Below are 22,280 nucleotides of genomic sequence, written 5' to 3' on the forward strand. Positions count from 1 at the left end.
ATTTCGTCCCGAGGTGAGCCGCCCATTCTAGCGTTTTTTTCGTTTCCGTCAACACCCTCAGCAATCTTTTTTTCGAGGTCGTTGGCGGAGCGAAAATTCCCGCATCGGTCCGTCGTGACGACGTTGGGCGACTGCGGGGGGCGAATAATACGAGATGTGAAGAGAATCACAACCCCTTTTTTTAACTAATTTCGAAACCGCAGTCAGATCAGCCGGATACGTGCGAAGTTTCGTTTTCCCACCTGGAGGACACCCTCGAAACCGGCCTCGAAAACGCGCTGAGCGTCTTCGACGATCTCGCCATCGATGCGCACGGCACGCTCCTTGAGCTTCCGGTTCGCCTCGGAATTGCTCGTCGTGATGCCGGCGGCGGTCAGAAGCGCGGGCAAACGAATGCCTTCGGCCGTCACGGAAACGTCCGTCAACGGAAGCAACGACGTATCGCCCTCACCTCTCACCACGGCGTGCCAGCCGGCAATCGCCAGCTCCGCGGCGGCGGCATCGTGGAAGCGCGTGGCCAGTTCGCGCGCCAGGCGCAGCTTCGCATCGCGGGGATTCAGCGCGCCGGAGGCGATATCCGCCTTCATACGCTCCAGCTCCTCCAGCGAGACCTCGAAGCTCAGCAGTTCGAACCAGCGCCACATCAGTTCGTCGCCGATCTTCATCGTCTTGGTGACGATATCGATGGCCGGCTCGCTGATACCTATGTAGTTACCCAGGGACTTGGACATCTTGTTGACGCCGTCCAGCCCCTCGAGCAAGGGCATGGTCAGCACGATCTGTGGCTTCTGACCGTGGTGCTCCTGCAGGGCGCGCCCCATCAGCAGGTTGAACTTCTGGTCCGTGCCGCCGAGCTCGACGTCGCACTCCAGCGCGACGGAGTCATACCCTTGTACCAACGGATAGAGGAATTCGTGAATGGCGATCGGCTGCTGCCCGGCATAGCGCTTCGCGAAGTCGTCGCGCTCCAGCATCCGGGCCACGGTGTGTTGCGCGGCAAGGCGAATCATGTCGGCGGCGCCCATCTTGCCGAACCATTCGGAATTGAACCGCAGCTCGGTACGGTCGCGATCGAGCACCTTATAGACCTGCTCCGCATACGTTTCCGCATTCGCGAGCACGTCTTCGCGGGTGAGCGGCTTGCGCGTCACGTTCTTACCGGTGGGATCGCCGATCATGCCGGTGAAGTCGCCGATCAGGAAGATGACCTGATGGCCCAGATCCTGGAACTGACGCATCTTGTTGAGCAAGACCGTATGACCGAGGTGCAGGTCGGGTGCCGTCGGGTCGAAGCCCGCCTTGATGCGCAGAGGCCTGCCCAGCTTGAGTCTCGCCTCGAGATCTTCACGCTTGATGATCTCGTCCGCGCCACGCGCGATGACCGACAGGGCCTGTTCCAGCTCGTTCATGCCTTCCTCATATATATATGTACCGAACGCGCTACGACGGACGTGACGGGCGCGTGGAGGTTAATTGTGCGTTAACCCAATGAATCGTTGCAAAGCCTTGATGTGAAAGGCGTTGACGCGCTTTACACAAGGCCGCTATGGTACGCGACAACTCGGGGCAAGCGGGATTCTTCAAGCGATGGGTGATGTCAATCGGGTAGCGCACAGCGCACGTCGGCTAGCCATGCGTCGCAAGGCTCAGCGGCGGCACTCCCACTTCTACGACCGCTGCGCGCATTGGTCCTTCAGTCGTACCTCCGGTGCCGAGCCGCCCATCCGCTGGAATCGCGAACGCTGGATCCTCGCGGGTACCGCCTTCCTCATCGTCGTGCTTTCCGCCCTCGTGATTCCCGCGTGGGCCGGCGCCATGAAGAAGCCGGACATCATCCCGCTTGTACATGCCGTCGTTCCGCTCACGCTGCCGAAGCTCGATCCCGAAGCCGCCAAGCCCCTGGTCGCCGTCGAAGACTGGCAGACCGTACAGGTGCAGCCCGGTCAGACGCTTTCGGACATTTTCCAGGGTCAGGGCCTCACGCTTACCGATCTGCAGCACGTCATCGACGGCGCGGGCGGCACGAAGGCCTTCCACCAGATCAAGCCGGGGCAGGAATTCCAGTTCCTGCTTGGCGAAAACAAAACGTTGCAAGGTGTGCGCTTCGACCAGGACGAAGCCAGCATCGCCACGCTTCGCCTCGATGGCGCAAAGCCGGAATTGACGACGCAGTCGCGCGATGTACAGCGTCGCGAACATATCGCGCACGGCACCATCGACAGCTCGCTGTTCGGCGCGGCATCGAAGGCCGGCATGAGCAACGCGATGGTCCTGAAGCTCGCCGAAGTATTCAAGTTCGACATCGACTTCGTGCAGGACCTCCGCGTCGGCGATAACTTCACCGTGATTTACGACGACATCTATCGCGACGGCGCCTATGCCCGCGAAGGCGACATCGTCGCCGCCGAATTCGTCAACCAGGGCAAGCGCTACACGGCCTATCGCTTCAAGAACAGCGACGGCAAGTACAGCTACTTCAGCGAGGAAGGGCGTCCGCTTACGGGCTCCTTCCTGCGTATTCCGGTCGACTTCACGCGCATCTCGTCGCAGTTCAGCGCCGGCCGCATGCACCCGATCCTCGGCAAGATGCGCGCACACAAGGGCGTCGACTACGCGGCCCCCACCGGCACGCCCATCCACGCGGCAGGCGATGGCGTCATCAAATTCCGTGGCTGGATGAACGGCTACGGCAACTTCGTCGTCATTCAACATAACGCCACGATCAGCACCGCCTACGGCCACATGTCGCGCTTCGCGAATCTGCGCGTCGGCCAGCGGGTCACCCAGGGCAGCACGATCGGCTTCGTGGGCATGACCGGCCTGGCTACCGGCCCGCATCTGCACTACGAATTCCGCGTCAACAATACGCAGCGCGACCCGCAGACCGTGACCCTGCCGAAGCCCGAGCCCCTGCCCGCGGCACAGCTGGCGAAGTTCAAGAGCGAAGCGGTCAAGCCCCAGCTGGCCCGCCTGAATCAGGTGGACAGCAGCGTCAAGCTGGCCCGCGCCCAGTCCGATACCCGTAGCGACGACTGATCCGCCATGGCGGACAACAGTGAGCTTTATCTGGGCCTGATCTCCGGCACCAGCGCAGACGGCATAGACGCCGCGCTGGTGCGCTTCGAGGACGAACAGCCGTCCCTCGTCGCCGGACTGACCCATCCGTGGCCCGACGATCTGCGTGCGCGCATCCTCGCGATCGCGCAGGACGAGCAACGACTGGATCTGGATACGTACGGCCGGCTCGACGTCGCCATAGGGCGCCTGTTCGCGGAAGCCGCCCTGGCGGTGCTGGCCCAGGCCGGCGTCGCCGCATCGAACGTGCGCGCCCTGGGCTCGCACGGACAGACGATCAGGCACCGCCCCGCTGGCGAACACCCCTTTACCCTGCAGATCGGCGACGCTTCCGTCATCGCCGAAAGCACGCGCATCGAAACCGTGGCCGACTTCCGCCGTGCGGACATCGCCGCGGGCGGCCAGGGTGCACCTCTTGTGCCCGCGTTCCACGCCCACGTCCTCGCACCGACGGCGGAGCCACGCGTTGTCCTGAATCTCGGTGGCATCGCGAACGTCAGCATCCTCGGTGTCGACGGATCGGTCACGGGATTCGACACCGGGCCGGCCAACGGATTGATGGATGCGTGGTGTCAGCGCCAGCTTGGCGAGCCTTACGACCGCGACGGCCACTTTGCTGCATCGGGCAGGGTCGATGAACGGCTATTGGCAGCCTTGCTCGCCGATGCCTACTTCGCCCTTCCTCCGCCCAAGAGCACCGGCCGGGAGCACTTTCATCTCGTATGGCTCGATGGTCACCGCGAACTGAGCGGTCTGGCCCCGGCCGACGTGCAGGCTACCCTGCTGGCCCTGAGCGCGATCACGGTGGCTCACGATATCGCGCGCTATGGCCACGGCGCGCGACAGGTCGTCGCGTGCGGCGGCGGCGTACATAACGCCGCGCTGATGGAAGCGATCAGGAGTCGACTTGGACCGGTGGAATTGCAGCGAAGCTCCGCTTATGGGATCGATCCCGATTTCATGGAAGCCATGGCGTTCGCGTGGCTTGCCCGGCAGAGAATACTGGGCAGACCGGGCAATTTACCGGCCGTCACAGGCGCGAGCGGACACCGTGTACTGGGAGCCGTTTACCTGGCTCCCACGGCCTAAATCGATTCGCCCGCTTCGGAGTAGTTTTTTGCCGCGGCGGCAAGCGCGGATGGCGACGCCTGCGACAGGGCGTTCAACGCCTCCTGAAAGGCCGCCTGCTCCTGCGCGTCGTAAGCCCCCGTCAGATGCGCGATATCGCCCGGCTCCAGCAGCAATTCGCTGAACACGTCGCCCGCCCCCATGCCCAGGCCGTAACGCAAGGCATGCAGGATCACTTCATTGATCGACCAGCGGCGCTCGCGCGCGAGCGTCTTGATGCGCTCCGCCATCGCTTCGTCGATATGTCTGACAACAATATCCGGCACGTGCGTCTCCTCCTGTATCGCGCATGCCCCCTGTGCGGCCGATTCTTGCACAGAATCGGCGATGTGGTCTCCCCGGCCGGTCGCTATAGACCGAACGTCAGCGAGGGGCCGCGATCGTAGGAATTCGCCGCCACAACAGGGCAAGAACGATCAGGGTCGGCACGATGGAAACCGTGCTGATGAGGAACAGCGTCGTGTAACCGGAATCCCGCACCAGGAAACCGGACATGCCGCCGATCACCTTGCCCGGCAGGTTCGCCAGCGAACTGAGCAACGCGTACTGCGTGGCCGTAAAGCTGCGGTTGACCAGCGAGGACATGAAGGCAACAAGCACGGGCCCCGCGAATCCCTGTGCGAAATTGTCGCCCGACAGCGTCAGGACGAAGCTCCAGGTTTCGCCCGGGTGGTTCGCCATCACGATATAGAGCAGGTTCGACACCGCCACACCGACGCCAGCCACGGCCAGGAGGCGGCGAAGCTCGAACCGGGTAACCGCCCAGCCGCCCGCCAGCGCACCGGCAATGCCCACGACCACGCCGTATACCTTGGAAACTTCGGCGATCTGCGTCTTGGTGAATCCCGTATCCAGATAGAAGGGATACGCCATCACGCCCAGCATCTGATCCGGCAGGCGGAACAGCCCGACGAAAGCAATCAGGCCAAACGCCAGCCCCAGTCCGTATCGCGAGAAAAAGTCACGGAAGGGCCCGATAAATCCTTCCTGCACCGCAACGGCCAGCGACACGCGCTCGCGGACACGATGCTCGGGTTCGCGAACGACCAGCACGCTGACGATCGGGATAATCAGCAGCAGGCAGATGGCCACGTACGCCTTCTGCCAGCCAACCGCGTCCGCGATGATGAGAATGCCCGCGCCGCTGGCGATAAGGCCGAAGCGGTAACCCAGCGTGTAGGTCGCCGCCAGCGCGCCCTGCGCCTCGGGCGGTGCAATCTCGACGCGGTAGGCGTCCACCACGATATCGATGGTGGCGCCCGCGAATGCCGCGATCAGCGTCACGCCGACAAAGCGCGCCAGGGAAGCATCCGGCGGCATCATGGCCATGCCCAACAAACCGACAGTCAGCAACAGCAACGCGAACATAAGCCATCCGCGCCGCTGTCCCAGCCGGCAGAAGAGCGGCAGCCGGAAGCGGTCCACCAGCGGCGCCCACACGAACTTGAAGTTGTAACTGAAGGTTACGTAGCTGGCGAGGCCGATGGCACCGTAATCGATGCCCGATTCCTTCAACCATGCCGAAAGCGTGTTCCCCACCAGAAGGAACGGCAGACCGGATGCCAGTCCGAAGAACAGCATCGTGATGGCGCCCGGCTGTGCGAAAGCCTGAAGAACGCCACGAAACCCCTTGTAGCGGGGTGCCGGAGAGGTTGCCGTCACTCGGCGTAGTCCACGATGAACGGTGCGTGGTCGGAGAAGCGCTCGTCGCGATAGACGGAACACGCACGCAGACGGTCGCGCAGCGAGGGCGTCGCAATCTGGTAATCGATGCGCCAACCCACGTTATTCGCGCGTGCCTGGCCACGGTTCGACCACCATGTGTATTCCACGGCGTCCGGTTTGAGGGCGCGGAACGTATCCACCCAACCGATTTCCTTGAACAGCAGGTCGAGCCATGCCCGCTCTTCCGGCAGGCAGCCGGAGTTCTTCTGGTTCGACGTCCAGTTCTTGATGTCGTTCTTGGTATGGACGATGTTCCAGTCGCCGCACAGCACATAGTCGCGGCCGCTGGCGGCCCACTCGCGCAGGATCGGCGTCAGCCATTCCATGATGCGGAACTTGTACTGCTGGCGTTCGTCGCCGGACGAACCCGACGGGATATAAAACGACACGACGCTCAGGTTGCCGTAGCGCGCTTCGATGTAGCGGCCTTCGCAGTCGAAGTCCTCGCGCCCCAGCGACGTGCGCACTTCGTCCGGTTCGCGCTTCGAATAAATCGCCACGCCGCTGTAGCCCTTCTTGCTGCGGGCGTCGTGATAGAAGCAATGATGTCCGTCCGGTCGGAACATCGGATCGACCAGTTGGGCTTCCTGCGCCTTGGTCTCCTGCAGGCACACCACGTCGGCGTCCTGCGAACGCAGCCATTCGAAAACGCCCTTGGTCGCGGCGGAGCGTATGCCGTTGGCATTCAGGGAAATGATGCGCATGGTGCCTTCGGGGGTCGATGGACGGATCGGCGCATCATACCAAGGCACGTGGACGACCCGATGTCCGGCCATTACGATGCTGCCATGCCGATTCCCCTACGCATCGTTCCTGCCATTGGCAGTTACCGGGATGCCGCCCTGCGCCTCTGTGTCCATAGCGAACAGCGCGCATTCGTGAGCGCCATGCCCGACACGTTCGCGGACATCGATGTATGCCCCGGAAGCGAGGCCCTGGCCATCCTGGAGGGCGACACGGTCGTCGGCTTCGTCCGGATCGAACGCAATGTGTCCGTCGTCACCGGCCGTCCCGCACCCGGGTCGCTGGGCCTGCGCAGTTTCCTGATCGACGCGACGCAGCAGGGACGAGGTCTGGGCGCGGGCGCGCTCGAGGCAATTCGCCAGGATCTGTCGCGGCGATATCCCGACCGGGACCGTATCGTCCTCACCGTCAACCTCAGGAACGCCTCCGCCGTGCGCCTGTACGGCCGCGCGGGCTACGTCGACGACGGGCAGCTGTACCATGGCGGCGATGCCGGCCCCCAGCACGTGCTGTGGCGCCCACTGATTTCCGATACTTCCAAAGAGCCCTGACCGTGCACGATTACCAGCGCGAATTCATCGAACTCACCCTCGCCCGCGACGTACTGCGATTCGGCGAGTTCACCCTGAAATCCGGCCGTACCAGCCCGTACTTCTTCAACATGGGACGTATCGATTCCGGCGGCGCCCTCGCCCGCCTGGGACGCTCGTACGCCGCCGCCATCGAACGGTCCGGCCTCGGCTTCGACATGCTGCTCGGCCCGGCCTACAAGGGCATCGCGCTTGCCGCCGCCACCGGAATCGCGCTTGCGGACCACCACGGCCGCGACGTGCCGTGGGCCTATAACCGCAAGGAAGCCAAGGATCACGGCGAAGGCGGAAACCTCGTCGGCGCCCCGCTCAAGGGGCGCGTGCTGATAGTCGACGATGTCATGACCGCCGGCACCGCCGTACGCGAATCGCTCGACCTCATCCGCGCCAGCGGTGCCGAGCCGGCAGGCGTTCTCATCGCGCTGGACCGGCAGGAGCGCGGCAAGGGCGATCGGTCGGCAGCGCAGGAAGTCACGGCCGAGTTCGGTATACCCGTCATCGCTATCGCCACCCTTGCCGATGTCCTCGCCTTCGCGGGCGAGCGTCCCGATCTGGCAACCGAGCACGGGCGACTGGTGGCCTATCGCGACCAGTACGGCGTCGACGCTTAAGCTCGTCGCCACGCCGAAACGGCAACTGCGTCACGTCAACGTATCAGCGGCCGCGCCTGCGGCCTCATGATGGATATACTCCGGCGCAGGAGGGGACACCATGCGAATTTTGCTTTACGTCGTCGTTTGCGCCGGTCTGTATGCGGGCATCGCTACCGCCGCGCAGGACAACGCCAATGCGTTCCGCTACAAGTGGCGCGACAGTCAGGGACACATCTATTTCAGCGACAGCCTGAGCTCGGAAGCCATCCAGAATGGCTACGACGTGGTCAACAGCCAGGGCGTCGTCGTGAAGCACATCGATCGTGCCCTGACGCCGGACGAGCGCATTGCCGCGCGCAAAGTCGCCGATCAGCGTGCCGCCGACGAGCTCGCCGCGCAGAACCGTCAGCGCGAAGACATGCAGATGCTCAACGCCTATCCCGACGAAGCGTCGTTCACGTCCGCGAAGACGGCTGAGGTCGAAACATTCGAGCAGGCGGCCAGGACCACGCGCCTGAATCTGCAAAGTCAGGAAAAGACGCTGGCCGAGCTGCTGTCGCGCGGCGCGGATCTGGAACGGGCGAAGCAGCCGCTGCCGCCCTATCTGAGCGATCGCATCACCGAACAGCGCAACACCGTCGCCACACTCCGGACCACGCTCCAGCGCCAGCAGCAAGCCAAAGATGCGGCGCGGACGAAAGCCGACGCCCAGCTGCAGCACTATCGCGAACTGCGCGCAGCCCAGAAACCCGGCGGCTGATCAGACTGCCGCCTCGCCCGAATCGCCCGGGTCAGAACGGCAGCGTCAGCGACGGGTCCATCGCGTGGATCTGCTGGCGGAAGACTTCCTTGATCCGCTCCAGCGCCTTGCCGTTGTCGGCCTCGAAGCGCAGAACCAACGCTGGCGTGGTGTTGGACGCGCGCACCAGTCCCCAGCCATCGCTCCAGTCGGCCCGGATGCCGTCGATCGTCGTCAGGCGTGCGTCGCCGAAGCTGGCCTTGGCGCGAAGGTCCTCGACAAAACGATGGCTTACACCTTCGGCCATCGCCACCTTCAGTTCCGGTGTGGACAGGCTCTGCGGCAACGTCTCGAAAATCTCGTCGGACGTCCCACCCGCATCGACATCGCGACCCACGATCTCCAGCAAACGCGCCGCCGCGTAGATGCCGTCGTCGAATCCATACCAGCGGTTATTGTCGGCGAAGAAGAAGTGCCCACTCATCTCGCCCGCGAGAGCCGCGCCGGTTTCCCGCATTTTCGCCTTTATCAGCGAATGGCCCGTGCGCCACATCAACGGCACGCCAGCAGAGTCCTGCACCAGCTTGCGCAGGTGACCCGTGCTCTTCACGTCGTAAATAATCGTGGCGCCCGGATTACGCGACAGAACATCCTGCGCGAACAGCATCAACAGACGATCCGCGTAGACAATCTCGCCGCTGCGCGTGACCACGCCCAGCCGGTCGCCGTCGCCATCGAACGCCACGCCGATATCCGCGCCGGTCTTTTGCACCGACACGATCAGGTCCTGAAGGTTGTGCGGGTCCGACGGGTCGGGATGATGGTTCGGGAACGTACCGTCCACGTCGCAGTACAAGGGGATGACTTCGCAGCCGATGGCCTCGAGCACGCGCGGAGCGACGTCGCCGGCAACGCCGTTGCCACAGTCGACCACCACTTTCAGCCGGCCCTCGGCCGACACGTCCGACGCGATGCGCTCGACGTAATCGCCCACGATGTCCTGCGTGCGCAGGCCGCCGCCGCCCGAATTATCCAGGCGCTTCTCGTCGATGCGCTTGTAGATATCCTGAATCGCCCCTTCGGAAAGGGTCTGGCCGCCGACGACAATCTTGAAGCCGTTGTAATCGGGCGGATTGTGGCTACCGGTCACTACGACACCGCAGCCTGTGTTGAACTTGAACGTCGCGAAATAAACCAGCGGCGTCGGCACCGCACCCAGGTCGATGACATCGACGCCCGCAGCGCGAAGTCCTTCGGACAGTGCGCCAGCCAACTCCGGGCCGGATAGCCGGCCATCGCGGCCGATGACGATTTCGGACAGCCCCTGCTCACGCATCAGGCTACCCACCGCCTGTCCGATCAGACGGGCGACGCCTGCGTTGAGGTTCGTCCCGACGATGCCTCGTATGTCGTAGGCGCGGAAAATCGATGGATCGACGGTCACCGTCTCGGGCTCGCGAGCCTTCGGCGACTCCAGAACGCGCACGGGCGTTGCCAGCCGGGGCGGTTCACGCACGACATCCGCCACCAGCATGTCTTCGGGCTCGGCCACGACGACCTGCCGGGGACGCGATCGCATCCAGAGCAGCGCGATACCGCCAGCCAGTCCGGCGAGTGCAAGCACCAGCGTCAGCGGCCACGAATGCGGCAGCACGATAAAAGCTTTAGGCAACGCGGCATAGATATAGAGCGCGCTACCCGGAATGCGCTGCCCCTGGTCCTCGAGGGTCGGCGACGTGCTGCCCTTTGTCAGCAACTGGAGGTTCGAACCGCCCTCGCCCTGACGAAGCTCGATGCGACCCGATGCGGGCTGGATGCTTTCGAAACGCGTATGCACCGAATCGAACGGGTACTGCAGCCATACGTAGGCGCGAACTGCGCCTGGACCGCCGATGGGCTCGACGACACTCAACTCGCGTTCGGTGCCGACAAGGAACGACTGGACCGGCGACTGTTCGTCCGAACCCAGTGCCGCCATCAACTGTGCCGCCTTGGCATAACCGAACTCGCGGTAATTCGCGCGCACGACTTCATCGAGGCCGCCGCTATAAACCTCGATCTCCTTCGAATCGGGCAGCAACTGCTTCAGGCGTTGGGCGGCCGCACCGTGGTCGTCGATGATGCTGGCCAGCACGGGATCGGCTGCCGCCTTGGCAACCTGGGCGTGCCGGGCCGCGATGACTTCGCCGATATCGTGAACGGCCTGCCGCTGTGCCGAGCGCACGCGTTCCGCCGCATCCGCCTCATCGGCGATCAGCCATGTCTGCCAAACACAGAAGAGTCCGCCCGCGATCAGCAGCGTCGCCCCCACGAGTGGGAGCAAACCTGCGACGTCGATACGAATCCCCTTGCCCGCGCCTCCTGCCTTCCCCGCCATACCCGTGTTTCTCCGTTGGAGACGTCAGCCCACCCCTGTAGAACCGAAGCCACCCTCACCGCGGTGCGACGGCGCAAACCCCTCGACCACGCGCAGACGCGCCCGGCCGACCGGCACCAGCAATAATTGCGCGATCCGGTCACCCGGCGCGATGGTGTAGTCCGCGTTTCCGCGATTCCAACACGAAATCATCAGCGGGCCCTGATAGTCGGCGTCGATAACGCCCACCAGATTGCCCATGACCAACCCATGCTTATGCCCCAGCCCCGACCGCGGCACGATCAGCGCGCACCATGCCGGGTCGCCGATATGAATGGCAATACCGCTCGGCACCAGGGAGCTTTCGCCCGGCTTGATGGTAAGGGGCTGTTCCAACGCAGCGCGCAGGTCCATGCCCGCGCTTCCGTCCGTGGCCGGCTCGGGCAGGGGAATGGTGTCGCCGAGGCGGGGGTCCAGAATTTTCAGTTCGATGTCGATCAAGAGGGCTTACGTCCGTTTGGTGCGATAGCGATCGGCGATGTGCGCGACGAGTTGCCGCGCCAGCTCCGTCTTCGGCATGTTGGGCAGAACCGCGTCGCCGTCGGCCCAGTAAATATGCAGCGCGTTCTCCGCTACCTCGAAACCGCGGCCGGCGCTGACGTCGTTGGCGGCGATCATGTCCAGGCCCTTCCGGCGAAGCTTGTCTTTCGCGTAATCGGCGATCGACTGCGTTTCGGCCGCGAAGCCCACAAGAAAGGGATGCGACGGAAGCACCGCGAGCGCGCCGATGATGTCGGGGTTCTCGGTGAGTTCGAGATGCAGCGGCTGGCCGTCGTGCTTCTTCAGCTTGTCGCTGGCGGGAGCTTCCGGGCGATAGTCGCCCACGGCCGCGGCACCCACATAGATATCGGTGGTCGCCGCGTTCGCCAGCACGGCCTCGTGCATCTCGCGCGCGCTGCGCACGTCGATACGACGGACACCCACCGGCGTGGGAAGACTCACGGGTCCGGCGACCAGCGTCACGTCGGCCCCGGCCTCGTGCGCGGCGGCCGCTACAGCGAATCCCATGCGCCCGGAACTGCGGTTCCCGATAAAGCGCACGGGATCGATGTCTTCGTAAGTCGGGCCCGCGCTGACCAGCACCCGGCGCCCGGCAAGCAGCCGGTCGCCGAACGATGCCACCAGGGCGTCGCGCAATTCGTGGGGTTCGAGCAGACGACCCGAACCAATATCGCCACACGCCTGGTCGCCATCGGCTGGCCCAAGGATGGTGACGCCGCGCTGACGCAGCGTGGCGACGTTGGCCTGCACAGCGGCATGTGCCCACATCTGCTGGTTCATCGCCGGGGCGACGAACACGGGCGCCGCCGTGGCCAGGGCCACCGTCGTCAGGAGATCGTTCGCGAAACCGTGCGCGAGGCGCGCGATCGTGTCGGCGCTGGCAGGCGCGACGATGAACCGTTCGGCCCAGCGCGCCAGCTCGATATGCCCCATCGCGGCTTCGCCCGCCTCGTCCCACAGGCTGACGCGTACCGGCTGACCCGAAAGGGCCTGCATCGTGGTGGGCGTTATGAAGTGGGTCGCGCCCTCGGTCATCACGACGCGCACTTCGACATCGAGGTCGCGCAGCCGGCGAACGAGTTCGCAGATCTTGTAGGCGGCGATGCCTCCGGTCATCCCAACCAGGATGCGACGTTTGGCAAGATTCATGGCAATCTGTCGGCGCTTTCGGAACGGGTAGCTAGCTTAACGGATTTCGCCGGGGTCTCTTCCTGCATCGGCCCACCACGCCCACGGGCGCGGCCCACACGTCGGCCTGGGCGCGACTCATAGCTCCCGTCGGTCCAACGCCGGATCATGGCGAGATGAGCATCCAGCAATGGCCAGAAGGCGAACGACCCAGGGAGCGCCTGCTTTCGCAGGGCGCGGCACATCTCACCGATGCGGAGCTGATCGCCGTGCTGCTGGGGAACGGAACGGTGGGACAGGACGCGGTCGGGCTGGCACGGTCCCTGTTGAGCAAGGCCGGCGGCGTGTCGCGACTGCTCGCCGATCCCCAGAACGTGCCTCGCGTCGTCGGCGTGGGCCCCGCCAAACGCGCACGCCTGATCGCCACGCTGGAACTGGCGCGCCGCGCGCTGGCCGAGCGGCTGCTGGACCTGCCCGCCCTCGCCAATCCACGCGAAAGCGCCGCCTATCTCAGCGCCCGGCTGCGGCACCTTCCTTATGAAGTGTTCGTTTGCCTGTTCCTGGACAACCGGAACCGGGTGCTTGCCTGCGACGAACTGTTTCGCGGAACCGTCGACGGAGCCAGCGTTTACCCGCGCGAGGTCGTACGTGCCTGCCTGAAGCACAACGCCAGCGCTGTGATCTTTGCCCATAACCACCCGTCGGGCGTGGCCGAGCCGAGCGAGGCCGATCGGGATATCACGGAGGTGCTGGGCCAGGCGCTGGCACTGATCGACGTCCGCGTCCTCGACCATCTGATCGTCGGTGAAGGGGAGCCGGTGTCGATGGCGTTGCGCGGACTGCTTTAGCGCCGCCCCAAAGAAAAACGGCGCGGTTGCCGCACCGCGCCGTTGTGGGTCATCTTCCGAGGGAGGGGCTGTCGATGACCCGTGTGCCCGTCGGCCGGGGAGACACCGGAGCACGTGGAGAAGTATCGGCGAGGGCGATGACAGCGAAATGACGACCAGGCGTCGTTTCGACGATTCGTCGGAAAACCAGGGTGGCGGCGGCTAGCGGGAAGTCATCCCGCGGCACCCTGCCGTTTTTGCGCCATTCGACTTATGCACAAACACGAATTTTCTCACTTGGCGGTCACAGCTGTTGTCCACACAGAGGTCAACGCCGTAACTTGCTGATTTAAATCACTTCACCATGTGACGGTACCGAGTCTTTACGGTAAGGCGCCCGGGAGGCAAACGCCGGACGCATATTGCCCACAGAGTTATCCACAGGCTGCGTGGATAAAAGTACCGCCTCCGCTCCCGTCCTTTCGTACCAGCGCCCCCCGCCTACTCTGCTAGGATTGCCGGTTCCATATTCGCTTCGCCCCTCCCGTGAAAGAAGAGCTTCAACATCTCGTACTGCAGGCCATCGACGCCCTGCGGCAGAACGGCACATTGCCGTCCGATTTCGTCGCCCCGTCCTTCGTGATCGAGCGGACACGTAGCCGCGAGCATGGCGATTTCGCCACGAATGCCGCGATGCTGATGTCCAAGGCCGCCAGCCGTAAGCCCCGCGAACTGGCCGAGGCGCTGGTCGCCGCGCTACCCGGAAGCGCCACGGTGGCGCGGGTGGATATCGCCGGCCCCGGCTTCATCAACTTCTTTCTGGCGCCTGCCGCCTATCACGCGGAAATTGTCCGTGTGCTGGCCGAGGGCGACGCCTATGGCCGTAGCCGCTCCGGCGCCGGTCGCAAAGCGGGCGTGGAATTCGTTTCCGCCAACCCGACCGGCCCGCTGCATGTGGGCCACGGCCGCGCAGCCGCGATCGGCGACTGCCTGGCGCGTTTGCTCGATGCCGCCGGCTGGGACGTCGCGCGCGAGTTCTATTACAACGACGCCGGCGTACAGATCGCCAACCTGGCCACGTCGACCCAGGCCCGCGCCCAGGGCGTAACACCGGCCGACACCAACTGGCCGGAACTGGGCTATCGCGGCGACTACATCGCCGACGTGGCACGCGCATTCCTGGATCGCGACTCCGTCGAAGCCGATGGCGAGACCGTCACGGCCAATGGCGACGCGAACGACCTGGACAGCATCCGCCGCTTCGCCGTCGCCTACCTGCGTCGCGAGCAGGATCTGGACCTCAAGGCCTTCGGCGTCGGCTTCGATACCTACTTCCTGGAATCGTCGCTCTATAGCGACGGCAAGGTCGAGGAGACGGTGCGCGAGCTCGTCGCCCACGGCCATACCTATGAGGAAGGCGGCGCGCTGTGGCTGCGTTCCACCGATTTCGGTGACGACAAGGACCGCGTCATGCGCAAGTCCGACGGCACCTATACCTACTTCCTGCCGGACGTGGCCTACCATCTGTCCAAGTGGCAGCGCGGCTACGAACGGGCGATTACCGAGCTGGGATCGGATCACCACGGCTCGCTCGCCCGCGTGAAAGCCGGCCTGCAGGCGCTGGACGCCGGCATTCCCAAGGGCTGGCCCGAATACGTCCTGCACCAGATGGTGACCGTGATGCGCGGCGGCGAAGAGGTGAAAATCTCCAAGCGCGCCGGCTCCTACGTCACGCTGCGCGACCTGATCGACGAAGTCGGCCGCGATGCAACCCGCTACTTCCTGATCGCCCGCAAGGCCGATTCGCAGCTGGTCTTCGACATCGACCTCGCGCGTTCGCAGAGCAACGACAACCCGGTCTACTACATCCAGTACGCCCACGCCCGCGCCTGCCGCGTGTTCCGCGAACTGGCCGATCGCGGCCTGTCGTTCGACCGCGCGAACGGCCTGGCCCATCTGGACCGGCTCGATACCGAGCACGAACAGGCGCTGATGGTCGAACTCTCGCGTTACCCCGAAATGGTCGAGTCGGCCGCGGCCACGCTTGAACCCCATCTGATCGCCCAGTACCTGCGTGACCTCGCCGGCGCGCTGCACAGCTATTATCACGAGCACAAGTGGATCGTGGATGACGCGAATCTGCGCGACGCCCGCCTTGCCCAGGTGGTCGCGACGCAGCAGGTATTGAGGAATGGTCTGGATCTGCTGGGCATTTCCGCCCCGGAGAGCATGTAATGGCACCACGTAAGAAGGCCAAGGGTCGTCAGGCCGTCCGTAACGATTCCAAAGGTATGCCCGGCTGGAGCTGGGCGCTGATCGGCATTCTCGCCGGCGCCCTGCTGATGGCATTCGCCATGCGCGGCACCTGGATGCCGATGATGCGCAAACAAGACGGCCCCGAACCCAACCCGCAGGCCACCGCGCAGAAGGGCAGCGAACCGGGCGTCGTCGATCAGGCCGAACCGGACAAGCCCAAGAAGCCGTCCTACGACTTCTATTCGGTACTGTCCGAGAAGGAAGTACGCATCCCCGACGCCGAAATTCGCGCGCAAGCCAGCGCCGAAGCGCAGCAGCGCCAGCAGGCCGCCGCCCAGCAACAGGCAGCGCAGCAGGCAGCCGCCGCGCAACAGCAGCAACAGAAAGCCGCGCAAGCCAACCTGCCGCAGGCACCGACCCAGACCGTCACGGCGACACCGGCAACACCGACGGCGCCAGCGCAGGCCAGCCCGGGCAGCAGCGGCTACCTGCTTCAGGTCGGCGCATTCCCCAGCGCGGGCGACGCCGAGGCACTCAAGGCCAAGCTCGCACTGCAAGGCTTCGTCGCCAACGTCCAGTCGGTCAAAGTCGGCACACAGACCTACAACCGCGTCCGCCTCGGCCCATTCAAATCCGCGACGGAACTGGAAAGCACGAAGCAGCGCCTGCAAGCCGTTGGCATCAGCGCCATCGCGCTAAAAGAAGGCAGCTAAGCAAGCCACCCGCTGACGGACGGCGGCGCAACACCGCCGTCCGCGCCGTCGCTCCACCCCGCTCCATTCGCTACACTTGCGACCCGCATGCGGGCCTATAGCTCAATGGTTAGAGCAGAGGACTCATAATCCTTTGGTTCCAGGTTCGAGTCCTGGTGGGCCCACCATATTGCAATCCGTCGCCTTCCTGATTGGTAGCCATCCGCCTCAACAAGCTTCGCGTGAACGCCAAGCACCACGCGTTTCAGCCTCAATCGAGAGACGTAATGGAAGCAATGGATGCTGCGCTTGAGGCTTTCAACGGCATCGCTTCAATCCTTCTGCACTGCAATTTTGCAAGGGTTTCGGCGATGGACTTGATCGATGAGGGAGCCGAAAAGTCTCATCTGACCATGGCTATCCAGGCGCACGAGTCCAAGAACTCATTTGGGGTCGCGAGCAACGTGAGGATGGCGATTTACGAGATGATCGAATCTAAATTTGACGTTTCGTCATTCGCGCAAACAAATCAAACGTTGCTGCCTTCGTAGAGTGCGATGCTCCAGTTTTCACGCGTGACCCACAATTCATAAACCAGTACGTGCCGAAGCCTACAGATTATATCCAGCTTGACCGTGCTCCGATCGAGCAGACGCTTCTCAAAGCGGGTATCGATACGACCGCATTCTGGAATCTGACGCGACTAACTCCAAATACATGGCAGGATGTGAACGGAGGTTGGCACCATCATTGGGATTTAGATCTTCTATCTGCTGCAGCGAGCGCCGAACACTCGCAGTATATTCTCGACACTGGCGTCGACATCGTGGTTGCCCTTCATGCTCAGCGAAGGAAAGAACGCCAATGGCAATCCCACACTGCGCAGATCTCGGTTGCCCCAGGTGTCGTCACGCTCTACAGGCGCGCGTCTATGACCGAGGCGCTGGGCGTCATACTTCCCGGCGTTCATACGCTAAATGTGTTTGGATTCACGAACGGGTTTGATGGTCCCTACTGGCACGTTTGGTACTTCGTAAATGAGGCCTACGTCGTGGGATACATCCGACAAGGAGACGCTGATCCGAACCATCCATTTGATCCAAAGCCATTGCCGCTGGTTTGATCGAACCCGGACTATAGGTGTTGCATCAACGTGTCAGGATGACGTTGTTCGACTCAATTCGCCGAGGGCCCAATGCGTTCAACCATCACCACCGCAACACCCACGTCCGATATCAGGACGTCATCGACCGGTCGGTGGCGAGCAAGCCCCGGAGGACCGAATGGCTTAGTTGCTAAAAGAGGCGGTGAGTGCGCTCATGGGCACCAATGCCACCATCTGGGCCGAGGCTATCGAAGGAAGTTATCCACAGTGATGACCGTCATCTGTCGGCATCTCTTATGGGACTCGGCAAGTAATCGTCCGGCTTGAAGGGTCTTCGCATTCGCTGGGTCGCGAAATCGACAAACGCGCGAAGCTTCGGCAGTGACTGACTTCGACTCGGGTAGTAAAGGGAAAGACCGGGAACCTCTTCACAATACGGTTCGAGCACGATCTGCAGATCACCACGTTCAAGATGCGACATCACGAGCGAGTGTGGCAATTGGAAGAGCCCAACACCTCTCAGCGCTGAGCGAACGCAGCTCTCGATATCGTTAATCACAAGAGGACCCGCTACGCCCACCGTGATGCGCTTACCATCGACGACAAATTGCCAGTGATCGAGAGCTCGCACGGATTGACGAAGCAGGATGCAACGAAAGTTCTGCAGATCGTACGGAGACGCCGGCCGGCCATGCTCCCTGAACAACGTCGGGGCACCGACGACAACGAAGCGCTCCGGTGGCGTTAACCACATCGCGACCATGTCGATCTGGACGAAGTTTCCCAGTCGTATTCCCGCGTCGAATCCTTCTTCGACGATGTCAATGGGATGGTCGTCGCCCACCAGTTCGAGTTCAATATTTGGGTGAGCGTCGAGAAAGTCCGGAAGCAAGCGATTCACCAACAGCGGCAAGATGGGCCTGGGCATATTGATGCGCAGTCGGCCGGTGATCTCGCCACCCAAGCCGCTCGCGGCGTCCAATCCTGCGGTGAGCATGTCGACCGCCGGGCGTGCGTGAGCAAGCAGGCGTTCGCCTGCTTCGGTCAGCCTGACGCTCCGTGTTGTACGGGAGAAGAGCGGCGCGCCAATCCGTTCCTCCAGACTGCGTATGGCTTGGCTGACCGCAGACGGCGTGATGCCGAGATGCCGGGCCGCAGCGCGAAAGCCTCGGTATTCCGCCACGGTCAAAAACATGACCAGCCCATCCAGATGGGTTCGAGCGATTGTTAAGTTCATCTACACGGCCCGTTCCGAATATGCCTCATATTCGAATAATAACGCACGGGGTACCGTGAGCCATCAAACCAATGAAGGCGAACGCACATGTTTTTGGTCATGGGAATTACCGGGAAAGTAGGCGGCGCAACGGCCACGCATTTGCTGACGCAAGGCAGGAAGGTGCGCGCGCTGGTTCGCGACCCTGCGAAGGCGGCAAGCTGGGCCGACCAAGGCGTCGAACTGGTTGAAGGCGACTGGAACGATGCGGCCTCCGTCGAGCGGGCACTCAGGGCCGTCGACGGCGCGTTTGTCATGTTGCCTCCCATCTGGGCCCCCTCGCCGGATTTCAGGGAAGCCAAGGGCGTCATCGCGAACTATGTCGAGGCGCTCACCCACGTGCCGGTGCCCAGGGTAGTCGCGCTTTCGTCGATGGGCGCGAACAGAACCAGTGGAATGGGGCTGATCACGGCGCTGTCGCTTCTGGAGCAGGCCTTCCGCGACCTGACCATGCCGATTGCCTATGCGCGAGCCGGCGCATTCTTTGAAAACTATCTTTACGGCTTGCACGTCGCCCAGGGCGGCACGTTGCCCGTCTTCAACGACCCGACACATCGGAAATCGACCATGGTTGCGACCAACGACGTCGGCGCCGAGATCGCATCGCTTCTGAGCGGGCCGGCGTGGTTGGGGCATCGGATCATCGAACTCGGCTCAATGCTGAGCGCAGATGAAGTGGCGGCGCAACTAAGCGAAGTGATGAAGCGCGACGTTAAGGCCATTGCCGTCCCGCGGGCCGATTGGCCACATACATTCGAGCAGTTCGGCATTCCGAAGGGCAAGTCCGCACCGGCTGAAACCATGTACGAGGCCGTCAACGCCGGAGGGATGGACCTCGGGGTCGTGGGTACGGAGCACGTACCGTCGGCGACGCCCGCTCGCGATGTCTTTGCAGCGGCTCAAAGGGCCACCGCAGCCTAGGTCTGCCCTCCGCCAACGATGCGACGTTCGAAATCTACTCCGAAAGTCGCATCCCACCGGCGACAAACTCATCGTCTGAGGTTGGACCCATGGCTAAAGTCTCGTGGCGCCAAGTTTTACCCTTCGTGCTTGCCGCATTTTTCGTCGTCGGTTCACTGGGCAACATCATCGCTCCGAGATCGATCTACGAGGAATACCTGGATTGGGGATATCCCCCCTGGTTCCATTTTTTCACCGGAACGATGGAACTCACCGCTGCCATTCTGCTTTTCCGGACACCGAGCCGCCTGTCAGGTGCGGTGCTCGGCTGCACCGTGATGTTCGCCGCACTCGCGACCGTCATCATTCACGGCGAATACGCGCACGCCGTGCTGCCGCTCGTCGCGGCGACGTTGTCACTCGTCGTCGCCTGGATAAGTTGGCCCAAGCGAACAGCATTACCAGCCAGTGATCCGCATAGGTAGCGGCCGGGCATACAGGCGTTAGTCCTGTAAGACATCGCTTAGCAACACCGTTGATCCACTTCGGATCATTTCGGAAGAGCGACTGAGGGTCGCAAATACAGTAACTCAATGTCTCGCTGGGCGAGAGGAAGATCGCATGTCAACGGTATCCAAATATGCAAGTGCGTTGTTTCTTGCTCCCATCATAGGGCTCTCCCACCCCGTGATCGCATTCGAATCAAGCCATATCCCGATGACGCCGGCGCGTTGGCAAGTGAACGGGGAGGTGTCGTTTCAGCACGATCGGTCCAAGCAGGATGTGCTCTTCGTCAATAAGGGTTATGCGGAGCTGAAGAACACTAACTTCAGCAATGGAACCATTGAATTCGACACAAAATTTGTCGGGGAGCGAATTACGGGAATCACTTTCCGTCAGCATGACGATGAAGCAGACGCATTGTACTTTCGACCCAGCGCGGACTGTGCTGTCTCAGACGAGTGCATCCAGTACATGCCCACCGCGCATCACGTGTTCGAATGGGACTTGTATGGGAAGGATCAAACGCACGCTCCCATTAACCTGCAGGGTTGGAACCACATCAAGCTGGTGCTATCCGGCGCACGCATGAATGTTTTCATCAACGGTGCGCGCGCGCCAACGATGACAATCGGAACATTGGTTGGCGGATTCCCCGACGGCTCGATCAGACTGCACGGACCTGCCTCGTATGCACACTTGAGCATCGCGCCAAATATCGTTGACGGCTTGCCTGCCGTGGCGTCGACCGACCCCGCGGAGGTTGATCTTCGATATGTTCGCCATTGGCTTGCGTCGAAGCCCTTCGTCATGCCCAGTCGAATGGATGCCACGCTTCAGGAAAACACCGGCATCGATCCGGTTTATTCGTCGATGCCACAAGCGACGGCATTGTGGAAGCCGATTGCGCCCGACCCGGGTGGCCTGATCAATCTCACCCGATGGTATGGCGACGCGCAGACCGGGCCGGGCATCACCGGCATTTGGTTGAAAACCACAATCGACGCTGATTATGACCAAATCAAGCATGTGGATATCGGGTGGACCCGAGAGGTCTGGCTCTTCGTGAACGGTAAGCTCGCGTTCCAAAGCAAGAATCTGTACGGCATCAAGGGCGCAAGCAAAGAGCCGGGCGGCCGCTTGTCTCTAACCAACGGATCGTTCGACCTCCCGCTGAAGAAAGGCGCCAATCAAGTCGTCGTGGCTATCGACGACAACTTCGCCGGCGGACAGCAGCATTGGGGATGGGGCCTGGAGATGCGTTTGGCAAATACCGATGGTATTCGTCCGGCGGCCGGCGCCGCCGCGGCAGTCCCCTGACCAGCGAGAGCATGCATGAATCTCTTGAAGACAACGATAGCGCTGGTGGCGTCGCTCGTCGCGGCTGGGCTCATCTGATGACGAGCTGCCCGTTGGTTGTCCTGCCGCCACCCGCGGGAGCTTGCCGCTCTACATGTGGCTTGCGGTTGAGAGCGGCAGGCCCACCGCCGGGCAGCTCCGTCCTGCCATTGGTCGCTTAGGTCTTTGGCGGCGCTCGCCCGGCGTGCGCTGAAGTAGTCTTGCCCCAAACTGCGGCTGTCACTATTTGCGTCTAGAATCGACGCATATGTTGTCCGCGCAAGCCCAATTCGGACTCGTTATGCCCGGTTAGCAGAGACAGCGTATGGGCCGGTGGCTAGATGAGCGGTTCGACGTACTTTCCTTGGTGAGGATTGATTGACGCGGCGCCATGTCCGCTTCCGACCCGAAGCGGACATCGTCGGCATTACGACGGTTGGGATCTCGCTGTCATACCGGTGGTAGCGGCGGAAGAATGACTTCAACCCGGTCACGCTTCGTGACAAGGGTCCAAATTTCCCCTGCAATGTCGTCGGGGTCGATACTGGGAAATCGCGGGTCCAGCTCTATGCCGTTGGCGGTCATGGCACGGAGACCTGCGGAGCGATCGATGGCAGCGCCAATGTTCACTGTGCCGGCGTAGACCCCCTTGGGCATGGCTTCGGCATTAAGTGTAAAGGCGTAGTTGCGGGCCGCAGCCATCAGAGGGGCCACACCACTCAAGCCGTCACCCCGTGGCAAATCAG

At 62.7% G+C, this 22,280-nt stretch carries 22 protein-coding genes and 1 tRNA gene; 14 read left to right on the top strand and 9 right to left on the bottom strand.

Annotated elements, in window-relative coordinates:
- Window positions 1–203: 203 nt before the first annotated feature.
- Window positions 204–1,409 (bottom strand): tyrosine--tRNA ligase, encoded by a 1,206-nt coding sequence (gene tyrS / locus EC912_RS14405; protein WP_132145282.1) that lies wholly within the window; start codon window positions 1,407–1,409, stop codon window positions 204–206.
- 223 nt (window positions 1,410–1,632) lie between these two features.
- On the opposite strand from tyrS, the gene EC912_RS14410 reads away from it, so the two are divergent.
- Window positions 1,633–3,036 (top strand): OapA family protein, encoded by a 1,404-nt coding sequence (locus tag EC912_RS14410; RefSeq protein ID WP_243649294.1) that lies wholly within the window; start codon window positions 1,633–1,635, stop codon window positions 3,034–3,036.
- Between the two features lie 6 nt (window positions 3,037–3,042).
- Entirely contained in the window at window positions 3,043–4,164 is a 1,122-nt protein-coding gene (locus tag EC912_RS14415) for an anhydro-N-acetylmuramic acid kinase (RefSeq protein ID WP_132145286.1), read from the top strand.
- Here EC912_RS14415 and EC912_RS14420 read toward each other — a convergent pair.
- The 3 genes from EC912_RS14420 to EC912_RS14430 form a co-directional block, all read right to left on the bottom strand.
- Complete coding sequence (locus EC912_RS14420; protein ID WP_132145288.1) at window positions 4,161–4,469, bottom strand: hypothetical protein; 309 nt, start codon at window positions 4,467–4,469, stop codon at window positions 4,161–4,163. The genes EC912_RS14415 and EC912_RS14420 overlap by 4 nt on opposite strands.
- Before the next feature lie 97 nt (window positions 4,470–4,566).
- The gene (locus EC912_RS14425; RefSeq protein WP_243649295.1) at window positions 4,567–5,865 is read right to left on the bottom strand and encodes an AmpG family muropeptide MFS transporter; all 1,299 of its coding nucleotides are present in this window, start codon (window positions 5,863–5,865) and stop codon (window positions 4,567–4,569) included.
- Complete coding sequence (locus EC912_RS14430) at window positions 5,862–6,632, bottom strand: exodeoxyribonuclease III (RefSeq protein ID WP_132145290.1); 771 nt, start codon at window positions 6,630–6,632, stop codon at window positions 5,862–5,864. The genes EC912_RS14425 and EC912_RS14430 overlap by 4 nt, the downstream gene beginning before the upstream one ends.
- An 84-nt stretch (window positions 6,633–6,716) precedes the next feature.
- On the opposite strand from EC912_RS14430, the gene EC912_RS14435 reads away from it, so the two are divergent.
- The 3 genes from EC912_RS14435 to EC912_RS14445 all read left to right on the top strand — a co-directional run bounded on the left by EC912_RS14435 (window position 6,717) and on the right by EC912_RS14445 (window position 8,615).
- Window positions 6,717–7,223, top strand: coding sequence for a GNAT family N-acetyltransferase (locus EC912_RS14435; protein ID WP_165973617.1), 507 nt, complete (start codon window positions 6,717–6,719; stop codon window positions 7,221–7,223).
- A gap of 2 nt (window positions 7,224–7,225) precedes the next feature.
- Window positions 7,226–7,873: an orotate phosphoribosyltransferase gene (gene pyrE / locus EC912_RS14440; protein ID WP_132145294.1), complete on the top strand. Its 648-nt coding sequence runs from the start codon at window positions 7,226–7,228 to the stop codon at window positions 7,871–7,873.
- A gap of 100 nt (window positions 7,874–7,973) precedes the next feature.
- The gene (locus tag EC912_RS14445) at window positions 7,974–8,615 is read left to right on the top strand and encodes a DUF4124 domain-containing protein (protein ID WP_243649296.1); all 642 of its coding nucleotides are present in this window, start codon (window positions 7,974–7,976) and stop codon (window positions 8,613–8,615) included.
- 31 nt (window positions 8,616–8,646) lie between these two features.
- Here EC912_RS14445 and EC912_RS14450 read toward each other — a convergent pair whose 3' ends face one another.
- From EC912_RS14450 to coaBC, 3 genes are read right to left on the bottom strand one after another with little or no spacing between them, the layout of a single operon-like run.
- The gene (locus EC912_RS14450; protein WP_132145296.1) at window positions 8,647–10,971 is read right to left on the bottom strand and encodes a phosphomannomutase/phosphoglucomutase; all 2,325 of its coding nucleotides are present in this window, start codon (window positions 10,969–10,971) and stop codon (window positions 8,647–8,649) included.
- 24 nt (window positions 10,972–10,995) lie between these two features.
- Window positions 10,996–11,451 carry a dUTP diphosphatase gene (dut, locus tag EC912_RS14455; RefSeq protein ID WP_132145298.1) on the bottom strand — a complete coding sequence of 152 codons (456 nt, stop codon included), beginning with the start codon at window positions 11,449–11,451 and terminating at the stop codon, window positions 10,996–10,998.
- Between the two features lie 6 nt (window positions 11,452–11,457).
- Window positions 11,458–12,660, bottom strand: coding sequence for a bifunctional phosphopantothenoylcysteine decarboxylase/phosphopantothenate--cysteine ligase CoaBC (gene coaBC, locus EC912_RS14460; protein ID WP_132145300.1), 1,203 nt, complete (start codon window positions 12,658–12,660; stop codon window positions 11,458–11,460).
- Window positions 12,661–12,815: 155 nt separating this feature from the next.
- Here coaBC and radC point away from each other — a divergent pair, with 155 nt between their 5' ends.
- The 6 genes from radC (at window position 12,816) to EC912_RS14490 (ending at window position 17,537) form a co-directional block, all read left to right on the top strand.
- Window positions 12,816–13,487, top strand: coding sequence for a RadC family protein (gene radC / locus EC912_RS14465; RefSeq protein ID WP_132145302.1), 672 nt, complete (start codon window positions 12,816–12,818; stop codon window positions 13,485–13,487).
- A gap of 525 nt (window positions 13,488–14,012) precedes the next feature.
- Window positions 14,013–15,701 carry an arginine--tRNA ligase gene (gene argS / locus EC912_RS14470; protein ID WP_132145304.1) on the top strand — a complete coding sequence of 563 codons (1,689 nt, stop codon included), beginning with the start codon at window positions 14,013–14,015 and terminating at the stop codon, window positions 15,699–15,701.
- The gene (locus EC912_RS14475; protein WP_132145306.1) at window positions 15,701–16,435 is read left to right on the top strand and encodes an SPOR domain-containing protein; all 735 of its coding nucleotides are present in this window, start codon (window positions 15,701–15,703) and stop codon (window positions 16,433–16,435) included. The genes argS and EC912_RS14475 overlap by 1 nt, the downstream gene beginning before the upstream one ends.
- A 91-nt stretch (window positions 16,436–16,526) precedes the next feature.
- Window positions 16,527–16,602, top strand: a tRNA-Ile gene (locus EC912_RS14480).
- 54 nt (window positions 16,603–16,656) lie between these two features.
- On the top strand, window positions 16,657–16,965 hold the full coding sequence (locus EC912_RS14485) for a hypothetical protein (RefSeq protein WP_132145308.1): 309 nt from the start codon (window positions 16,657–16,659) through the stop codon (window positions 16,963–16,965).
- Between the two features lie 50 nt (window positions 16,966–17,015).
- The gene (locus EC912_RS14490; RefSeq protein WP_132145310.1) at window positions 17,016–17,537 is read left to right on the top strand and encodes a hypothetical protein; all 522 of its coding nucleotides are present in this window, start codon (window positions 17,016–17,018) and stop codon (window positions 17,535–17,537) included.
- 259 nt (window positions 17,538–17,796) lie between these two features.
- On the opposite strand, the gene EC912_RS14495 is transcribed toward EC912_RS14490, so the two are convergent.
- A complete protein-coding gene (locus EC912_RS14495) occupies window positions 17,797–18,756 on the bottom strand; it encodes a LysR family transcriptional regulator (RefSeq protein WP_165973618.1) in 960 nt (319 codons plus the stop codon).
- Between the two features lie 87 nt (window positions 18,757–18,843).
- On the opposite strand from EC912_RS14495, the gene EC912_RS14500 reads away from it, so the two are divergent.
- The 3 genes from EC912_RS14500 (at window position 18,844) to EC912_RS14510 (ending at window position 21,516) form a co-directional block, all read left to right on the top strand.
- The gene (locus tag EC912_RS14500; RefSeq protein WP_132145312.1) at window positions 18,844–19,716 is read left to right on the top strand and encodes an NmrA family NAD(P)-binding protein; all 873 of its coding nucleotides are present in this window, start codon (window positions 18,844–18,846) and stop codon (window positions 19,714–19,716) included.
- 89 nt (window positions 19,717–19,805) lie between these two features.
- Window positions 19,806–20,180 (top strand): DoxX family protein, encoded by a 375-nt coding sequence (locus tag EC912_RS14505; protein ID WP_132145314.1) that lies wholly within the window; start codon window positions 19,806–19,808, stop codon window positions 20,178–20,180.
- A 136-nt stretch (window positions 20,181–20,316) separates the two neighbouring features.
- Window positions 20,317–21,516, top strand: coding sequence for a hypothetical protein (locus EC912_RS14510; RefSeq protein WP_132145316.1), 1,200 nt, complete (start codon window positions 20,317–20,319; stop codon window positions 21,514–21,516).
- Between the two features lie 468 nt (window positions 21,517–21,984).
- On the opposite strand, the gene EC912_RS14515 is transcribed toward EC912_RS14510, so the two are convergent.
- Window positions 21,985–22,236, bottom strand: a complete 252-nt coding sequence (locus EC912_RS14515) for a hypothetical protein (RefSeq protein WP_207906861.1) — start codon at window positions 22,234–22,236, stop codon at window positions 21,985–21,987.
- Between the last annotated feature and the right edge of the window lie 44 nt (window positions 22,237–22,280).

This window comes from Luteibacter rhizovicinus (assembly GCF_004342265.1).
In the GTDB taxonomy this organism is placed as follows: domain Bacteria; phylum Pseudomonadota; class Gammaproteobacteria; order Xanthomonadales; family Rhodanobacteraceae; genus Luteibacter; species Luteibacter rhizovicinus_B.

Excerpts from the sequence above, each read along its gene's own strand:
- tyrS (WP_132145282.1), bottom strand. The coding sequence starts at position 1,409 with ATGAACGAGCTGGAACAGGCCCTGTCGGTCATCGCGCGTGGCGCGGAC.
- EC912_RS14410 (WP_243649294.1), top strand. The coding sequence starts at position 1,633 with ATGCGTCGCAAGGCTCAGCGGCGGCACTCCCACTTCTACGACCGCTGC.
- EC912_RS14415 (WP_132145286.1), top strand. The coding sequence starts at position 3,043 with ATGGCGGACAACAGTGAGCTTTATCTGGGCCTGATCTCCGGCACCAGC.
- EC912_RS14430 (WP_132145290.1), bottom strand. The coding sequence starts at position 6,632 with ATGCGCATCATTTCCCTGAATGCCAACGGCATACGCTCCGCCGCGACC.
- EC912_RS14435 (WP_165973617.1), top strand. The coding sequence starts at position 6,717 with ATGCCGATTCCCCTACGCATCGTTCCTGCCATTGGCAGTTACCGGGAT.
- EC912_RS14445 (WP_243649296.1), top strand. The coding sequence starts at position 7,974 with ATGCGAATTTTGCTTTACGTCGTCGTTTGCGCCGGTCTGTATGCGGGC.
- EC912_RS14450 (WP_132145296.1), bottom strand. The coding sequence starts at position 10,971 with ATGGCGGGGAAGGCAGGAGGCGCGGGCAAGGGGATTCGTATCGACGTC.
- coaBC (WP_132145300.1), bottom strand. The coding sequence starts at position 12,660 with ATGAATCTTGCCAAACGTCGCATCCTGGTTGGGATGACCGGAGGCATC.
- radC (WP_132145302.1), top strand. The coding sequence starts at position 12,816 with ATGAGCATCCAGCAATGGCCAGAAGGCGAACGACCCAGGGAGCGCCTG.
- EC912_RS14475 (WP_132145306.1), top strand. The coding sequence starts at position 15,701 with ATGGCACCACGTAAGAAGGCCAAGGGTCGTCAGGCCGTCCGTAACGAT.
- EC912_RS14495 (WP_165973618.1), bottom strand. The coding sequence starts at position 18,756 with ATGAACTTAACAATCGCTCGAACCCATCTGGATGGGCTGGTCATGTTT.
- EC912_RS14500 (WP_132145312.1), top strand. The coding sequence starts at position 18,844 with ATGTTTTTGGTCATGGGAATTACCGGGAAAGTAGGCGGCGCAACGGCC.
- EC912_RS14505 (WP_132145314.1), top strand. The coding sequence starts at position 19,806 with ATGGCTAAAGTCTCGTGGCGCCAAGTTTTACCCTTCGTGCTTGCCGCA.
- EC912_RS14510 (WP_132145316.1), top strand. The coding sequence starts at position 20,317 with ATGTCAACGGTATCCAAATATGCAAGTGCGTTGTTTCTTGCTCCCATC.
- EC912_RS14515 (WP_207906861.1), bottom strand. The coding sequence starts at position 22,236 with ATGGCTGCGGCCCGCAACTACGCCTTTACACTTAATGCCGAAGCCATG.